Source organism: Streptomonospora mangrovi, assembly GCF_027604915.1.
In the GTDB taxonomy this organism is placed as follows: Bacteria; Actinomycetota; Actinomycetes; order Streptosporangiales; family Streptosporangiaceae; genus Streptomonospora; species Streptomonospora mangrovi.
The window spans coordinates 30,066-45,061 of the sequence record NZ_JAJAQC010000033.1; the positions used below are offsets into that span (position 1 = coordinate 30,066).

Annotated in this window: 13 protein-coding genes; 8 read left to right on the top strand and 5 right to left on the bottom strand. The window is 76.3% G+C overall.

Translation table 11 applies throughout. The features are described 5' to 3' along the window. Window positions 1–226: 226 nt before the first annotated feature. From LG943_RS18485 to LG943_RS18510, 6 genes are all read left to right on the top strand, one after another. Window positions 227–400: a hypothetical protein gene (locus LG943_RS18485; RefSeq protein ID WP_270073566.1), complete on the top strand. Its 174-nt coding sequence runs from the start codon at window positions 227–229 to the stop codon at window positions 398–400. Beyond that, window positions 397–486: a potassium-transporting ATPase subunit F gene (locus LG943_RS18490; protein ID WP_270073567.1), complete on the top strand. Its 90-nt coding sequence runs from the start codon at window positions 397–399 to the stop codon at window positions 484–486. The genes LG943_RS18485 and LG943_RS18490 overlap by 4 nt, the downstream gene beginning before the upstream one ends. Continuing rightward, window positions 486–2,180: a potassium-transporting ATPase subunit KdpA gene (kdpA, locus tag LG943_RS18495; protein WP_270073568.1), complete on the top strand. Its 1,695-nt coding sequence runs from the start codon at window positions 486–488 to the stop codon at window positions 2,178–2,180. The genes LG943_RS18490 and kdpA overlap by 1 nt, the downstream gene beginning before the upstream one ends. Before the next feature lie 7 nt (window positions 2,181–2,187). Continuing rightward, window positions 2,188–4,326, top strand: a complete 2,139-nt coding sequence (gene kdpB, locus LG943_RS18500) for a potassium-transporting ATPase subunit KdpB (protein ID WP_408648611.1) — start codon at window positions 2,188–2,190, stop codon at window positions 4,324–4,326. Window position 4,327: 1 nt separating this feature from the next. Continuing rightward, window positions 4,328–4,915 (top strand): K(+)-transporting ATPase subunit C, encoded by a 588-nt coding sequence (gene kdpC / locus LG943_RS18505; RefSeq protein WP_270073569.1) that lies wholly within the window; start codon window positions 4,328–4,330, stop codon window positions 4,913–4,915. Between the two features lie 76 nt (window positions 4,916–4,991). After that, window positions 4,992–5,696, top strand: coding sequence for a response regulator transcription factor (locus tag LG943_RS18510; RefSeq protein WP_270073570.1), 705 nt, complete (start codon window positions 4,992–4,994; stop codon window positions 5,694–5,696). Between the two features lie 99 nt (window positions 5,697–5,795). Here the strand turns inward: LG943_RS18510 and LG943_RS18515 are convergent, their stop codons facing one another. After that, window positions 5,796–6,776, bottom strand: a complete 981-nt coding sequence (locus tag LG943_RS18515; RefSeq protein WP_270073571.1) for a LysR family transcriptional regulator — start codon at window positions 6,774–6,776, stop codon at window positions 5,796–5,798. 89 nt (window positions 6,777–6,865) lie between these two features. Here LG943_RS18515 and LG943_RS18520 point away from each other — a divergent pair, with 89 nt between their 5' ends. Then, window positions 6,866–7,774, top strand: a complete 909-nt coding sequence (locus tag LG943_RS18520) for a serine hydrolase (protein WP_270073572.1) — start codon at window positions 6,866–6,868, stop codon at window positions 7,772–7,774. 191 nt (window positions 7,775–7,965) lie between these two features. Further along, window positions 7,966–8,943, top strand: coding sequence for an MBL fold metallo-hydrolase (locus tag LG943_RS18525; RefSeq protein WP_270073573.1), 978 nt, complete (start codon window positions 7,966–7,968; stop codon window positions 8,941–8,943). Window positions 8,944–8,962: 19 nt separating this feature from the next. Here the strand turns inward: LG943_RS18525 and LG943_RS18530 are convergent, their stop codons facing one another. The 4 genes from LG943_RS18530 to LG943_RS18545 all read right to left on the bottom strand — a co-directional run bounded on the left by LG943_RS18530 (window position 8,963) and on the right by LG943_RS18545 (window position 14,893). Further along, window positions 8,963–11,878, bottom strand: a complete 2,916-nt coding sequence (locus LG943_RS18530) for a DEAD/DEAH box helicase family protein (protein WP_270073574.1) — start codon at window positions 11,876–11,878, stop codon at window positions 8,963–8,965. Window positions 11,879–12,162: 284 nt separating this feature from the next. Further along, window positions 12,163–13,152, bottom strand: a complete 990-nt coding sequence (locus LG943_RS18535) for a zinc-binding dehydrogenase (RefSeq protein WP_270073575.1) — start codon at window positions 13,150–13,152, stop codon at window positions 12,163–12,165. A gap of 136 nt (window positions 13,153–13,288) precedes the next feature. After that, window positions 13,289–13,789: a metallophosphoesterase family protein gene (locus LG943_RS18540; protein WP_270073576.1), complete on the bottom strand. Its 501-nt coding sequence runs from the start codon at window positions 13,787–13,789 to the stop codon at window positions 13,289–13,291. A 132-nt stretch (window positions 13,790–13,921) separates the two neighbouring features. Continuing rightward, on the bottom strand, window positions 13,922–14,893 hold the full coding sequence (locus tag LG943_RS18545) for an NADP-dependent oxidoreductase (protein ID WP_270073577.1): 972 nt from the start codon (window positions 14,891–14,893) through the stop codon (window positions 13,922–13,924). Window positions 14,894–14,996 lie beyond the last annotated feature (103 nt).

Consider the following 14,996-nt stretch of genomic DNA (forward strand, 5'->3'; position numbering starts at 1 on the left):
TCTTAGCGGCCGGCGCGGTGTCGCCCGCGTCACGCCCCGCCGCCCGCCCGCGCACGCCCACCACCTCCCCCGCGTCAAGACGGTGCTAAATAACGCGGCCCGCCGGGTTAAGAGCGCGTTGCGGATGCGGGCGGCGCCGGGCCGGGGCGCGCAGTGTGGGCGAGGTGCGCACTTCGCGCACTTTCACCCCATTCACGCCCCACCCGTCACGAGAGGAGCCCGACCGATGGCCGACATCGCGTTCGTGCTCGTCGCGGTCGTGTTCTTCGCCCTGTGCGTCGGCTACGTCCGCGGCTGCGAACGGATCATCGGCGCCGCGCCCGCCGGCGCCGGCGACGACGAGCACCCCGCCGGCCGCCCCGAGCGCGCCGACCGCGCCGGCGAGGCGGTCGCGCCGTGACCCTCGACGACGCCCTCGCCCTGGCCCTCGCCGTCCCCCTGGCCGCCTACCTGGTGGCGGCCCTGCTGCTTCCCGAGAGGTTCTGATGTCCGGCGCCGCCTGGTCGCAGTTCGCCGCGCTCATCGCGCTGCTGCTGCTCACCGCACCCCCGCTCGGCCGCTACCTGGCCGCCGTCTACGGCGACGCCGGCCGCGCGCCGGGCGACCGGGTGTTCCTGCCCGTGGAACGGGCCGTCTACCGGCTGTGCCGGGTGGACGCCGGCCGCGAGCAGCGCTGGACCGGCTACGCCCTGTCCCTGCTGGCGTTCAGCCTGGTCTCGTTCCTGCTGCTCTACGCCCTGCTGCGGCTCCAGGGGGTGCTGCCGCTCAACCCCGTCGGCCTGCCCGGGGTGGCCCCCAACGTGGCGTTCAACGCCGCCGTCAGCTTCGTCACCAACACCAACTGGCAGTCCTACGGCGGCGAGTACACGATGAGCCACCTCAGCCAGATGGCCGGGCTCACCGTGCAGAACTTCGTGTCGGCGGCGGCGGGCATGGCCGTGATGGCGGCCCTCGTCCGCGGGCTGGCCCGGCGGCGCGCCGCCACCGTCGGCAACTTCTGGGTGGACCTCACCCGGGGCACGGTGCGCGTGCTGCTGCCGCTGTCGTTCGCGCTCGCCGTGGTGCTGGCCGGCCAGGGCGTGGTGCAGAACCTGTCCGGGCACACCGCCGCCGCCACCCTGGAGGGCGCCCGCCAGCTCATCCCCGGCGGCCCCGCCGCCGGCCAGGTCGCCATCAAGCAGTTGGGCACCAACGGCGGCGGGTTCTTCGACATGAACTCCGCCCACCCGTTCGAGAACCCCACCCCGCTCAGCAACCTGGTCGAGAACTGGGCGATCCTCGTCATCCCGTTCGCGCTGGCCTTCGCCTACGGCCACCTGGTCGGCGACCGCCGCCAGGGCCGCGCGGTGTTCGCCGTCATGGCGGTGGTGTGGGCCGGGATGTCGGTGGCGGCCATGGCGCTGGAGACCGCCGGCAACCCCCGCCTGGACGCCCTGGGGGTGGACCAGGCGGCCGGCTACCTCGAAGGCAAGGAGACCCGGTTCGGCGCCGCCGCCTCGGGCCTGTGGGCGGCCTCGACCACCGGCACCTCCAACGGGTCGGTCAACGCCATGCACGACAGCCTCACCCCCATGGGCGGCGGCACCGCGCTGATCCACATGATGCTGGGCGAGGTCAGCCCCGGCGGCGCCGGCGTCGGCCTCAACGGCCTGCTCGTGATGGCCGTGCTGGCCGTGTTCGTCGCCGGGCTGATGGTGGGGCGCACGCCCGAGTACCTGGGCAAGAAGATCCAGGCCGCCGAGATGAAGCTGGTGGTGCTCTACCTGCTGGCCATGCCAACGGTGCTGCTGGGGTTCGCCGCGGCGTCCTCCGTGCTGGACACCGCGCTGGCCTCGCGCTCGGCCGAGGGGCCGCACGGGCTCACCGAGATCCTCTACGCCTACGCCTCGGCCGCCAACAACAACGGCTCGGCGTTCGCCGGCCTGGACTCCACCACCTACTGGTACACCACCACGCTGGGGCTGGCCATGCTGGTCGGCCGGTTCCTGCTGATCATCCCGGTCCTGGCCATCGCCGGGTCCCTGGCCCGCAAGCAGCCGGCCCCCGCCACCGCGGGCACCCTGCCCACCCACACGCTGCTGTTCGGCGGCCTGCTCATCGGCGTCGTCGTGGTCGTCGCCGGGCTGACCTTCCTGCCCGCGCTCGCGCTGGGCCCCATCGTCGAGCACCTGTCCCTGTAGGAGAACCGTGTCCACCACCCGCCAGGCCGCGCCGGCGCCCACCGGCCCCGCCGCGGCCACCGATCCCCGCTCCGGCCGCCCGCCCCGGCGGCGCCCGTCGCCGCCCGACGCGGCCGTCCTGCGCCAGGCGCTTGTCGGCAGCGTCACCAAGCTCGACCCGCGCGTGCAGGCCCGCAACCCGGTGCTGTTCGTCGTGCTGGTCGGCAGCGCCCTGTGCACCGTCCTGTTCGTGCGCGACCTGGGCTCGGCCACGGCCGCCGAGAACCTGTTCAACGGCCTGGTCGCGCTGTTCCTCTGGTTCACCGTGCTCTTCGCCAACTTCGCCGAGGCCCTGGCCGAGGGCCGGGGCAAGGCGCAGGCCGCCACCCTGCGCCGCGCCCGCGCCGACACCACCGCCCGGCGCCGGCGCCCCGACGGCACCGTCGAGGAGGTCGCCGCCACCGCGCTGGCCGTGGGCGACGTGTGCGAGGTGGCCGCCGGCGAGGTCATCCCCGGCGACGGCGACGTCGTGGAGGGCGTGGCCAGCGTCGACGAGTCGGCCATCACCGGGGAGTCGGCCCCGGTCATCCGGGAGTCCGGCGGCGACCGCTCGGCGGTGACCGGCGGCACCCGGGTGCTCTCCGACCGGATCGCGGTGCGGATCACCGCGCCGCCCGGCGAGACGTTCCTGGACCGCATGATCGCGCTCGTGGAGGGCGCCGAGCGCCGCAAGACCCCCAACGAGGTCGCGCTGAACATCCTGCTGGCCGGCCTGACGGCGGTGTTCCTGCTGGCGGTGGTCACCCTCCAGCCGTTCGCCGTCTACTCCGGCGCCCGCCAGGAGGTGCTCGTGCTGGTGGCGCTGCTGGTCTGCCTGATCCCCACCACCATCGGGGCGCTGCTGAGCGCCATCGGCATCGCCGGGATGGACCGGCTGGTGCGGCGCAACGTGCTGGCGATGTCGGGCCGCGCCGTGGAGGCGTCGGGCGACGTCGACACGCTGCTGCTGGACAAGACCGGCACCATCACGCTGGGCAACCGCCGGGCCGCCGCGCTGGTGCCCATGCCCGGGGTGGACGAGGCCGACCTCGCCCGCGCCGCGCACCGCTCCAGCCTGGCCGACGAGACCCCCGAGGGCCGCTCCATCGTGGAGTTCACCCGCGCCGGAGCGCCCGCGCCGGACTCCACCGAAGACGAGGGGGACCTGGAGCCCGTGCCCTTCACCGCCCAGACCCGCATGAGCGGCGTGGACGGCGCGCGCGGGCGCATCCGCAAGGGCGCGGTCGACGCCGTGGCGGCGTGGGTGCGCGAGTGCGGCGGCACCGTGCCCGGCGACCTCGCCGACCAGGCGGCGCGCATCGGCGCCGAGGGCGGCACCCCGCTGGCGGTGGCCGAGGCCGGCCCGGCGGGGGACGGCGGCGCCCCGGCGCGGGTCCTGGGGGTGGTCCACCTCAAGGACGTGGTCAAGCCCGGCATGCGCGAGCGCTTCGAGCGCATGCGCGCCATGGGCATCCGCACGGTGATGGTCACCGGCGACAACCCCCTCACCGCCAAGGCCATCGCCGAGGAGGCCGGCGTGGACGACTTCCTCGCCGAGGCCACGCCCGAGGACAAGCTCGCGCTGATCCGCGAGCACCAGCGCGGCGGCGGGCTGGTGGCCATGACCGGCGACGGCACCAACGACGCGCCCGCCCTGGCCCAGGCCGACGTGGGGGTGGCCATGAACACCGGCACCCAGGCCGCCAAGGAGGCCGGCAACATGGTGGACCTGGACTCCGACCCCACCAAGCTCATCGAGGTGGTGGAGATCGGCAAGCAGTTGCTGATCACCAGGGGCGCCCTGACCACCTTCTCCATCGCCAACGACGTCGCCAAGTACTTCGCGGTGATCCCGGCGATGTTCGCCGGCGTGCTGCCGCCGCTGGACGCGCTCAACGTCATGCGGCTCGCCTCGCCGCACTCGGCGATCCTGGCGGCCGTGGTGTTCAACGCGCTGGTCATCGTCGCGCTGATCCCGCTGGCGCTGCGCGGGGTGCGGTTCCGGCCGCTGTCGGCGGCGGCGATGCTGCGCCGCAATCTGCTCCTCTACGGCGTGGGCGGCCTGGTGGCCCCCTTCGTCGGCATCAAGCTCATCGACATGGCCGTCACCGCACTGGGGGTCTTCTGACATGCGCGCCGCACTGCGCCAACTTCCCTCCGCCCTGGGCATGGTGCTGGTGTTCACCGTGCTGACCGGGCTGCTCTACCCGATGGCGGTCACCGGCGCCGCCCAGGCGCTGTTCGGCGACCGCGCCGACGGTTCCCCGGTGGTGCGCGACGGCCAGGTGGTGGGGTCGCGGCTGCTCTCCCAGCCGTTCACCGGCCCCGGCTACTTCCACCCCCGCCCCTCGGCGGTGGACCACGACGGCTCCCACAGCGGCGCCAGCCAGCTCGGCCCCACCGACCCCGCCCTGCTCGCCGACATCGAGGCCCGCGCCGTGGCCTACCGTGAGGAGAACGGGCTGGCCGCCGGCGCCGAGGTGCCGGTGGACGCCGTCACGGCCTCCGGCTCCGGGCTGGACCCGCACATCTCCACGGCCAACGCGCGGCTCCAGGCGCCTCGGGTGGCCCGCGACCGCGGCCTGGACCGGGCCGAGGTGCTGGCCCTGGTCGAGGAGCACACCCAGGGCCGCTGGGCGGGCGTCCTCGGCGACCCGGGGGTCAACGTGCTGGAGCTGAACCTCGCCCTGGACGAGTCGGCCGAGGAGGGCGCCTGAGCGCGCCGGGCGGCGCCCGCTCCGGCCGGGGCGGGCGCCGCCCGGCGCGGGGGCGCCGCGACGAAGGGACGACACCATGAGCGAGGCCGGCCGGGTGCTGGTCGTCGACGACGACCCGCGCATCCGCAAGGCGCTGGAGGTCAACCTGCGCGCCCGGGGGTACGCCGCCGACTTCGCGGCGACCGGCCACCAGGCGCTGCGGCTGGCGGCCCGGCGCCACCCCGACGCCGTCGTGCTCGACCTGGGCCTGCCCGGCATGGACGGGCTGGAGGTCGTGCAGGGGCTGCGCGGGTGGAGCACGGTGCCCATCGTGGTGCTGTCGGGCCGCGACACCGAGGCGGCCAAGGTCCGCGCGCTGGACCTGGGCGCCGACGACTACGTCACCAAGCCCTTCGCCGTGGACGAGCTGTTCGCGCGGCTGCGCGCGGTGCTGCGCCGCGCGGTGATGCCCGAGAGCGGCGGCGTGGTGACCACCCCCGACTTCACGATCGACTTCACCGCCAAGGAGGCGTCGCGCGGCGGCGAACCCGTGCGGTTGACCCCGCGCCAGTGGAGCATCGTGGAGGTGCTGGTCCGCAACGCCGACCGGCTGGTCACCCACGAGCAACTGCTGCGCGAGGTGTGGGGGCCGGCCTACGTCAAGGAGACCAACTACCTGCGGGTGTACATGACCCAGATCCGGCGGCGCCTGGAGCCGGTGCCCTCGCGGCCCCGCTACTTCACCACCGAGCCGGGCATGGGGTTCCGGTTCCGGCCGGCGCCCGCGCCGGCGGCGGACTGAGGCCGCGCCGGAGGGCGGGCACGCTGGGGGCGCACGACGGGCGCGCGACGGGCGGACGGGACGCGCGCGGCGGGCCGGACGGGGCGCGGGCGCTGCGCCCTAGAAGGCGCGGTCGGCGCCCGGCCCCCGCTCCGGCGGGGTGTAGACCACCGACCACGGGCGCTCGGCCGGGCCGATGGGCGGCGCGGGCGGCTCCGGCGGCGCCAGCAGGCCCACCGCCACCCGCGCGAACTGCGCGGCGGCCGGATGCGGCGCCTCGCGCGGCCAGGCCGCGCCGATCCGGCGCACCAGCGGGCGGCCCTTCAGCGGGCGCCAGGCCGCGCGGGGCTCGCGCCGCGCCAGCGCCTCGGGCTCCAGCGCCACGCCCCGGTCGGCCAGCACCAGCCCCAGCAGGAACTCCGGGTTGCCGGCGTGGCGCACCCGGGCGGGGCTGAACCCGGCGGCGCGGCACGCGGCCAGCAGGTGGTCGTAGGCGCCGGGCGCGGTGGCGCGCGGGAACGCCACCAGGTCGTGGCCGGCCAGGTCGGCCGGCGCCACCTCGGCCGAGCGCGCCAGCGGCGAGGTGCGCGCCAGCACCGCGCCCAGCGGGATGTCGGCGGTCGGACCCAGGTGCGCGTCGGGCGCCTCGACCGGGTGGTGCAGCAGGCCCACGTCCAGGTGCGCGGCCGCCAGCATCCGCACCTGCTCGGCGGTCGTCAGCTCCTGGAGGTCGACCTCCAGGCCGGGCGCGTGCTCGGCCATGGCCTCCAGCAGCGCCCGCAGCACCGGGGCGGGGGTGTCGGCGGGGACCCCGGCGCGCAGCGCGCCCAGCTCGCCGTCGCGGGCGCGGCGCATCACCGCGCGCAGCCGCTCCTCGCGCAGCAGCAGGGCGCGCGCCTCGTCGCACAGCAGCCGGCCGGCGGGCGTCAGGGCGATGGCGCGGCGCGAGCGGTCGAACAGCACCACCCCCAGCTCCCGCTCCAGGCGCTGGACGGACTGGCTGAGCGGCGGCTGGGCGATGCCCAGCGCCTCGGCGGCCCGGCCGAAGTGCATCTCCTCGGCCACGGCGAGGAAGTGGCGCAGGTGGCGGGACAGGTCCACGGCACACCAGCCTAGCCCCGCCCATAGCGAAACGGCTATCGGTCGGGGCGGCGGGATGCGGACGCGCGTCGGGCGCTAGCGTGGCCCGCGTGTCGATCCAGGACAGGTTGGCGGCGGTGTTCGCCGAGACCGGAGTCACCGCCAAGCTGCACGCCCGCGACCTCGTCGACGGCGGCGAGGTCGCCTGGCACGCCGACGACCAGGTGGTGATCGCCTCCGTCTTCAAGGTGCTGCTGGTGCTGGAGTTCACCCGCCAGGCCCACGCCGGCCAGCTCGACCCCGCCGAGCGGGTGGTGGTGGGCGCCGCCGACCGGCTGGGCGGCTGGGGCACCGCCGGCTACGCCGACGACGTCGAGATGTCGCTGCGCGACCTGGCCTACTCCGCCATCCAGGTCAGCGACAACACCGCCGCCGACGTGCTGCTGCGCCGGGTGGGGCTGGACACCGTGCGGATGCTGGCGGCCGAGCTTGGTCTGGAGCGCACCCGGGTCATCGGCGGGCCCCGCCAGGTGCTGGAGATGATGCTGGCCGACGTGGGCGCGCGCGACTACGCCGAGTTCGCCCGGGTCTTCCCCACCCTGCCCGAGGAGCGCATGCGCCGCCTGCGGGTGTTCGACCCCGACCGCACCACCTCCAGCACCGCGCGCGACATCACCCGGCTGCTGGAGCTGATCTGGACCGACGCGGCGGGTCCGGCCCCGGCGTGCGCGGCGGTGCGCGCCTACCTGGCCCAGCAGATCTTCTGGACCCGGCTGGCCTCGGGGTTCCCGCCGGCGGTGCGGGTGTGCGCCAAGACCGGCACGCTGCCTGGGCTGCACATGGAGGCCGGGGTCGCCGAGTACCCCGACGGCGGCCGGTACGCGGTCGCGGTGTTCGCCGCCACCCCCACCGTGAAGTCCGACGCCCGCCGCCTGGACGTGGACGTGGCGATCGGCCGGGCGGCGCGCGCGGCGGTGGAGGAGCTGCGGTCGGCGGCGGGCCGCGCGCCCGTGGAGTGACGCCGGGCGGTTTTTCCCGCCCTCCTTCCCCGCACGCACCGGCCGTGGCCTGGTCCGATACGCGTCCGGATATGACCGCCGTTCCCCCGTGGTCTTGGACGCGGCGGCCCCGGCGCTGGTTGGGTCGTCCCCGCGCGGCCGCCGCAGAGCCGGGCCGCGCGACCCGCCACCCAAGAGACCAGGGGAGAACCATGTCCGCACTGGACCGCCGCCGCTTTCTGCGCACCGCCGGGGCCGGGACCGCGCTGGCCTCGCTGCTGGGCGCCGGCGCCGTCGGGGTAGTCGCCGCCACCGCCGACACCGCGCCCGCCGCCGACGACCGCCTGAGCGGCACCACCGCCCGGCTGCACTGGCTGGGCACCTCGGGCTGGCGCCTGGAGGCCGGCGGCACCACCCTGCTGGTCGACCCCTACCTGTCGCGCTACCCCACCGGCCTGTTCACCGGGAAGTTCAACCCCACCACGAAGCTCACGGTGAAGGGCGACGTGATCGACCGGCACATGGGCGACCCCTCGCTGGTCCTGGTCACCCACTCCCACTGGGACCACTTCAACGACGTCCCCTACATCGCCAAGAGCACCGGCGCGCGGGTGGTGGGCACCGCCTCCACGGTCTACCTGGCCCAGGCCATGGAGGTGGACACCGCCCAGCTCAGCGCGGTCAAGGGCGGCGAGGTGTTCGACTTCCCCGACGTCGTGGTCGAGGTCGTGCCCTCCCTGCACAGCCGCAACGGCAACTACTCCATGGCCTTCCCCGGCACGGTGCCCGCGCCGCCCGCGACCAAGCCCGCCACGATCGCCGACCTGCCCGAGGGCGACACCCTGTGCTTCCAGGTGCGGGTCAAGGGCGGCCCCGCCATCTTCTTCATGGGCGCCAGCGACTTCGCCGAGCGCGCCGTGGCGGGTCTGGACCCCGACGTCGCCATGGTCGCGCTGCCCTCCAGTTCGGCCACCCACGACTACGTCCCCCGGCTGATCCGCGCGCTGGGCAAGCCGGCCACCGTGGTGCCGGTGCACTGGGACGACTTCGAGGTGCCGCTGAAGAACCCGCCGGTGGACGCCACCGGCGAGGCCATGGGCCCCGAGGAGTTCGCGGCCAAGGTCAAGGAGGTCGCGCCGGACACCAAGGTGGTCGTCCCGGAGTACCTGACCCCCTACACCTTCGGCTAGCGCCGCCCGCCCGCCGGCCTCACCACCAGGTGAGGCGGCTGGTGGTGGCCACCGGGCAGGGCGGCGCTCCCGGAGCGCCCCGCAGCGCCGGGGCGCCGGCGGCCACCGCCCCCGAGACGGGCGAGGCGGCCGCCACCCAGCGCCGCCACGCCCGCTCGAAGGCCGCCAGGCGGGTGCGGTCGCGGGCGAAGACCGCCGGGACGGCGTGGGGCACCGCGCGGTTGAGAGGCGCGTCGCGGCGCAGCCAGGCGGCGGCCAGGCCGCGCTCGCCGCCCGGGTGCTCGCCCGGCGCCACCTCGTAGCGGTGGATGACGCGGCGCGTGCCGGCGACCGGCGCCAGCACCTCCTCCAGCGCCGCCCGGAACCGCTCGGCCGCCTCGGGACCGGCGCCGGTGAGGGTCACCCGGGAGCTGCCGTCGCGGTCGACGTGCAGCCGCACGCCCTCGGCGCCCGCCTCGGACTGCCCGGTGGCGGCGAGCGCGTCGGCGACGGCGCGGGCGAACGCCACCACCCCGGGCGGCCGGGCGGCCTCGCGCACCAGCCCCGTCGCCAGGGCCAGGCGCGCGCGGCGCACGACCGTCCGCTCCACGGCGGCGAACGCGGTCGGCGCCGCCACCACCGCCCCGGCGACCAGGCCCAGCGCCAGGCAGAGCAGCGCCACGCAGGCGGCGGCCAGCGCGCCCAGCGCCGCCGCCACCGGGGTGGGGGCGCGGGAGGGAAGGTCGGCGGGGTCGGCGTCGCGCATGGCCACGCCCCGCTGGGCGGGCACGGCGGCCGGCGGACGCGCGGCCTCGCCCTCGGCGGTGGCGCGGGTCCACTCCGGTGCCGCGCCCGGCAGCGGCGACACCCGCAGGGTCGGCAGCACCTCGTCGCGGTAGGGGGCGCCCACGCGCCAGCGCTCGCGGGTGCCCAGGCGGTCCTCGGCGCGGGCCAGCATGCGGGCGTTGATGGCGTCGAACTCCGCGGCGGGCGGCGGGTGGAACGGGGAGAACGCCGGGTCCACGTGGGCGACGCCGTTCATCACCTCGCCCTCGGCGTCCACCGCCAGGTAGCCCTCGTGCTTGCGGACGAACCGCTCCCAGTCGGTGTCGCCTTGGGGGTGGTCGGGGCTGACGCACACCACCGTCCAGGTGTGGGCGGTCTTGTCGGGGTTGCCGGGGTCCAGCCGCAGCGCGCGCCCGCGCCCCTGCACCACCGCCGTGGGGGTGGTGGCGGTGGTCAGGTCGACCACGGTGGTGACGGCGGGGGCGTCCCAGCCCTCGCCGAGCATGCCGCGCGTGCCCACGAGCACCTGGCAGCCGCCCTCGGTGAAGTAGGCGGTGGCCAGCCGCACCCAGGTCCGGGAGTTCCAGTCGCCTTCAATCCGCACCAGGTCGGCCTCGCGGGCGCCGATGCCCAGGACGGTGTCGGCGCCGGCGCTGAGGGCGGTCAACTCCAGGCCGGGGCGGCGCTCGCGCACCCAGGCGGCGAAGTCGGCGGCGACCTCGGCCGTGGTGGCCACCGTGCGCCCGGTGACCAGCATGGGGCGCAGCGGCCGGGTGCGCGCGTCCTCGCCCAGTAGCACCAGGCACTCCCAGGCCGAGCCCGCCTCGTCGGCGAGCACGCCGCGCAGCCGCGCCGAGGGGCGGGCGCCCTCGCGCTCGTGGTCGCACAGCACCAGGGCGCGCAGCCGGTCGCCCATGGCGGCCGACTCCACGGCGGCGATCTCCACCGTGGCGCGGGCCTTGGCGGCGCTGCGGGCCAGCACCCGGTCCACCGGCGAGCGGCCGGTGCGCACGCCGCGCCGGGTGAGCTGGTAGCCGACGGCCGGCAGCGCGGCGCGGACCCGCTCGAACGCCTCGGCGTTGGCGGCGGGGCGGCGCGCGCCGGGCAGCAGGTGGCGGCGGGCGTAGTCGTCGAGCAGCGCCATCCAGTCGGCCACGCGCGGGGCGGTGCGGTGCCACTCCTGGAGGCGGGCGCCCTCGGGCAGCGGCACGTGCCCGGCGTGGTGCAGGCGCAGCAGCGCGTCGGCGAGTTCGGGTTCGGCGGCCGCCAGGTCGGGCCACGGGCGGCGCGCTCCGGTGGCGGGGTCCACGCCCTCCAGGAAGCGGGTGTGCAGCCAGGAGCGCAGGTCGGGCTCGGCGAACCCGGGGGCCAGCAGGTCGGTGCACAGCTCGGCGAAGCGCAGCCCGTTCTCGGCGAGGTAGTCGCGCTCCACGGCGGTGGGCTCGGCCAGCCAGGCCAGTTCGGCGAAGGGGGCGAGGTGGCCGTCGCGCACCAGGGCGGGGATGGAGGCGCCGTGTACGGGCGCGCCGAACAGGCCGGTGACGAGCGCGGACTCGGAGCGGGTGAGGGTGGTGGGCGGGGTGCCGGTGAGGCCGATGACGTGCGCCCGGGTGTCCAGCTCGGCCAGGATCTCGGCGAGGAGGCGGCCCCAGACCTGGAGCAGGTGATGGCACTCGTCCAGCACGATGGTGAGCGGCCCCGCGCGGCGCAGGGCGTCCACGAGGGCGGCGCCGTTGGGGTGCAGGCGGCGGAGCAGCCCCCCGGTCCCGTTCTCGGCGCCGTCGCCGTCGTCCTCGGGATCGGGGTCGGGGTCGATGTCGGGGTCGAACACCGCGAGCGACTGGTAGGTCAGGACGTTGACCGCGTCGCCCAGCTCCCGCGAGGTCCCGGCGCGGGCGCCGCCGGGCCGCTCGAACCGCTCCCACTCGGCGATCCACTGCCCCTGGATGGCGGTGTTGGGCACCAGCACCACGGTGCGCGCCCCGAGTTCGCGGGCGGCCTCCAGCCCGACCAGCGTCTTCCCGGCCCCGGGCGGCAGCACCACCCAGGCCCGGGGTTCACCGGAGGCGAACCGCTGCCGCAGCCGCTCCAACACGTCCCGCTGATAGGGCCGCAGCTCACCGGGCCAACGCGCCTGCCCGATGACCACCGGCGCGTCGGCCGCCGTCATACCTCACCGTCCGTTCCGCAGCACACGCCACCAGGAAGCCCCCCGGAGGGCCCCGGGGGTCGGCCGCCACCGCACTCCCCCACGATCGAAGCCAGTATGCCGCCGCGCTCCCTGCCGGACGAGGGCGAGGCCGAGCGCGGCGGCGGCGAGGGGTGCGGCACCAAGGTCGGCGCAGGGCGGGGCCGGAGGACCACCGGTTCGCGGGACGGACGGCTGATGTAGGCGGCGGCGCGACCGCGGAGTCGACGCAACAGGTGGGGCGCCCCCGCCCCCCGGCCGAGGGGTTACGCGGGGTCCTCTCCCACCACGAGCAGCGTCTTGCCGACGACCGTGCGCGCCTCCATCGCGGCGTGGGCCTCGGCGGCGCGGTCCAACGGGAGGGTCGCGCCGATGAGCGGGATCAGGCGACCGGCGGCGGCCTCCTCCAGCGCTCGGCGGGTCCGCTCCTGGGTGTGGGCGCCGAAGCCGAAGAGCTGGGACAGCGGCAGGACCGCCACGCCCCGCTCGGCGGCCAGCGCCGGTGCGACTTCGGTGGCCGCGCCGCTGGAGGCGCCGTGCACCGAGAACCGGCCGCCGCGCGCGACCAGGCCGAACCCCGTCCGGCCGATCTCACCCCCGACACCGTCGAAGACCAGGTCGAACCCGGCGTCGCCGGTCGCCGCGCGGGCCTCCTCGGCCCAGTCGGGCCGGGAGTAGTCGATCGCGGCCTCGGCGCCCAGCTTGCGCACCGCCGCCAGCTTGGCCTCGCCCCGCGCCGCGCCGACCACCCGCGCACCGGCCGCGAGGGACAACTGCACCAGCAGGCTGCCCAGCCCGCCCGCCGCCGCCTCCACCAGCACGAACTCGCCCGCGCCGACGCCCGCGCCCGCCACCAGGCCGATCGCCGTGCTGCCGTCGCTTTGCAGGGCGGCGGCCTCGGCGAGGGACACGCCGTCGGGGACGGGGATCAGCGACGCCGCCACGGCCACGGCGCGCTCGGCGTTGCCGCCCACCTGCCCCGGGGTGCGGCCCAGCACGCGGGTGCCCACCAGGCCGGCCGGCACGCCCTCGCCGACCGCCCGCACCCGTCCGGCGACCCCGCTGCCGGGGATGTAGGGGACCTCGGGCAGCGGCGGGCCGGGCGTGAAACCGCGCCGCAACTGCGTCTGCACGAAGTCGATCGGCGCGACCGCCACGTCCACGACCACCTCGCCGGGACCGGCCTGGGGTTCGGGCACCTCGCGCGGCCGCAGCACCTCGGGTCCGCCGTACTCCTCCACGACCACCGCACGCATGTCGGTTCTCCCTCACTCGCACCGGCGCCCGGTGCGGGCGCGTCCGTGACCGAGCCTGCATCGTCAACCATGGTTGAGGTCAAGCGGAGCCAAGCGGCGGCCGGGGCGCCGGCCCGTGGGGCGGCGGCTCAACCGCTCAGCCGCGCTCGATCCGGTGCAGGCGCACGTCGCGCAGTTCGCCGTCGGCGGCCGTGGCGGTGAGGTAGGTGTGGTGGGGCTGGCGGCGGCGGTCGGTGGGCGACCCGGGGTTGAGCAGCCGCAGGCCCGTGGGCGCGGTGGTGTCCCACGGGATGTGGGAGTGGCCGAAGACCAGCACGTCGGCGTCGCCGAACCGCGCGGCCATGCGCTTCTCGCGCCCGGCGGAGGGGCCGGTCTCGTGGACCACGGCCAGGCGCACGCCCTCCAGTTCGGCGCGGGCGACCTCGGGCAGGCGGGCGCGCAAATCGGGGCCGTCGTTGTTGCCGTAGACGCCGATCAGCCGCCGGGCGCGCGCCTGGAGGTCGGTGAGCGACCCGAGGTCGCACCAGTCGCCGGCGTGCACGACCACGTCGGCGCGGTCGACCTCGGCCAGCACCTGGTCGGGCAGCACCCGGGCGCGGCGCGGGATGTGGGTGTCGGAGATGATCAGCAGCCTCATCGCCGCCCACGATAGCCCCCGCGTCCGCTCGCGCGCGGCCCGCCGCACGCGAGCGGAGGCACACCGCGGAAAACCCGGGCCGGTACGCCGGTACGCCGGTACGCCGGTACGCCCGGACCCGGGACCGCGTCCTCAGGCTCCGGCGACGTCCACGACGATCTTTCCGGTGGTGTGGCCCGTCTCCCCCGCGCGGTGGGCGTCGGCGATCCGGTCGAGGGGGAACACCTCGCTGACGTGCGCCTTGAGGAGGCCCCGGGAGACCAGGTCGGCCACCGCCGACATTCCGGCGTGGTCGTGCTCCACCAGCATGGCCGCCGCCCGCATGCCCCGTTCGCGGGCCTGGGCGATGACCTCCTCCTGGCCGACGGGCAGGGTCGTCACCAGGGTGCCGCCCGGGCGCAGCGTGTCCAGGGAGCGCATGCCGTAGTCGCCGCCCACCGTGTCCAGCACCACGTCGAGCCCGTCGAGTTCGGCGGCGAAGTCCACCGCGCGGTAGTCGATCACCTCCTCGGCGCCCAGACCCAGCACGAACTCGTGCTTTTTGGCGCTGGCGGTGCCCACCACCCGCGCACCGCGCGCCGCGGCGATCTGCACGGCCAGGTGCCCCACTCCCCCGGCCGCCGCGTGGACGAGCACGCGCTGCCCCTCGGCCAGGCCGGCGGTGTCGACCAGCGCCTGCCAGGCGGTCAGCGCGGCGAGCGGCACGCCCGCGGCCTCGACGTGGCCGAGCCCGGCGGGCTTGCGGGCGAGGGCGCGCGTGGGCGCGGTGACGTAGTCGGCGAAGGACCCGGCGCCGTAGGGGTAGGGCAGCATGCCGAAGACCTCGTCGCCGGGTTCGAGCAGGGTCACGCCGATCCCCACCCGCTCCACCACTCCGGAGACGTCCCACCCCAGCACGTAGGGCGGGTCGCCGAGGAACCGGCGGCCGGAGCGGTGCTTCCAGTCGGTGGGGTTGAGGCCGGCGGCGTGCACGCGCACGAGCACCTGGGAGGGGCCGGGCTCGGGGACGGGGCGCTCGACCAGGCGCAGGACCTCGGGACCGCCGAAGCGGTCCTGGACGACGGCGCGCATGGCTGCGGGCGGGTCGGTGTGTCGGGAAGTCATGCCCCCAGGCTGCCGCGTGCGGCCCCGCGGTGCCAGCACCGGCCCGCCGGAAGGCGCGGTTCACGCGGTGGCGTGGCTCACCGGACGGAGCGACACCGCGACG

What these genes read in the sequence shown, in the direction of transcription:
- LG943_RS18485 (WP_270073566.1), top strand. Translation starts at nt 227, where the DNA reads ATGGCCGACATCGCGTTCGTGCTCGTCGCGGTCGTGTTCTTCGCCCTG.
- kdpA (WP_270073568.1), top strand. Translation starts at nt 486, where the DNA reads ATGTCCGGCGCCGCCTGGTCGCAGTTCGCCGCGCTCATCGCGCTGCTG.
- kdpC (WP_270073569.1), top strand. Translation starts at nt 4,328, where the DNA reads ATGCGCGCCGCACTGCGCCAACTTCCCTCCGCCCTGGGCATGGTGCTG.
- LG943_RS18510 (WP_270073570.1), top strand. Translation starts at nt 4,992, where the DNA reads ATGAGCGAGGCCGGCCGGGTGCTGGTCGTCGACGACGACCCGCGCATC.
- LG943_RS18525 (WP_270073573.1), top strand. Translation starts at nt 7,966, where the DNA reads ATGTCCGCACTGGACCGCCGCCGCTTTCTGCGCACCGCCGGGGCCGGG.
- LG943_RS18530 (WP_270073574.1), bottom strand. Translation starts at nt 11,878, where the DNA reads ATGACGGCGGCCGACGCGCCGGTGGTCATCGGGCAGGCGCGTTGGCCC.
- LG943_RS18535 (WP_270073575.1), bottom strand. Translation starts at nt 13,152, where the DNA reads ATGCGTGCGGTGGTCGTGGAGGAGTACGGCGGACCCGAGGTGCTGCGG.
- LG943_RS18540 (WP_270073576.1), bottom strand. Translation starts at nt 13,789, where the DNA reads ATGAGGCTGCTGATCATCTCCGACACCCACATCCCGCGCCGCGCCCGG.
- LG943_RS18545 (WP_270073577.1), bottom strand. Translation starts at nt 14,893, where the DNA reads ATGACTTCCCGACACACCGACCCGCCCGCAGCCATGCGCGCCGTCGTC.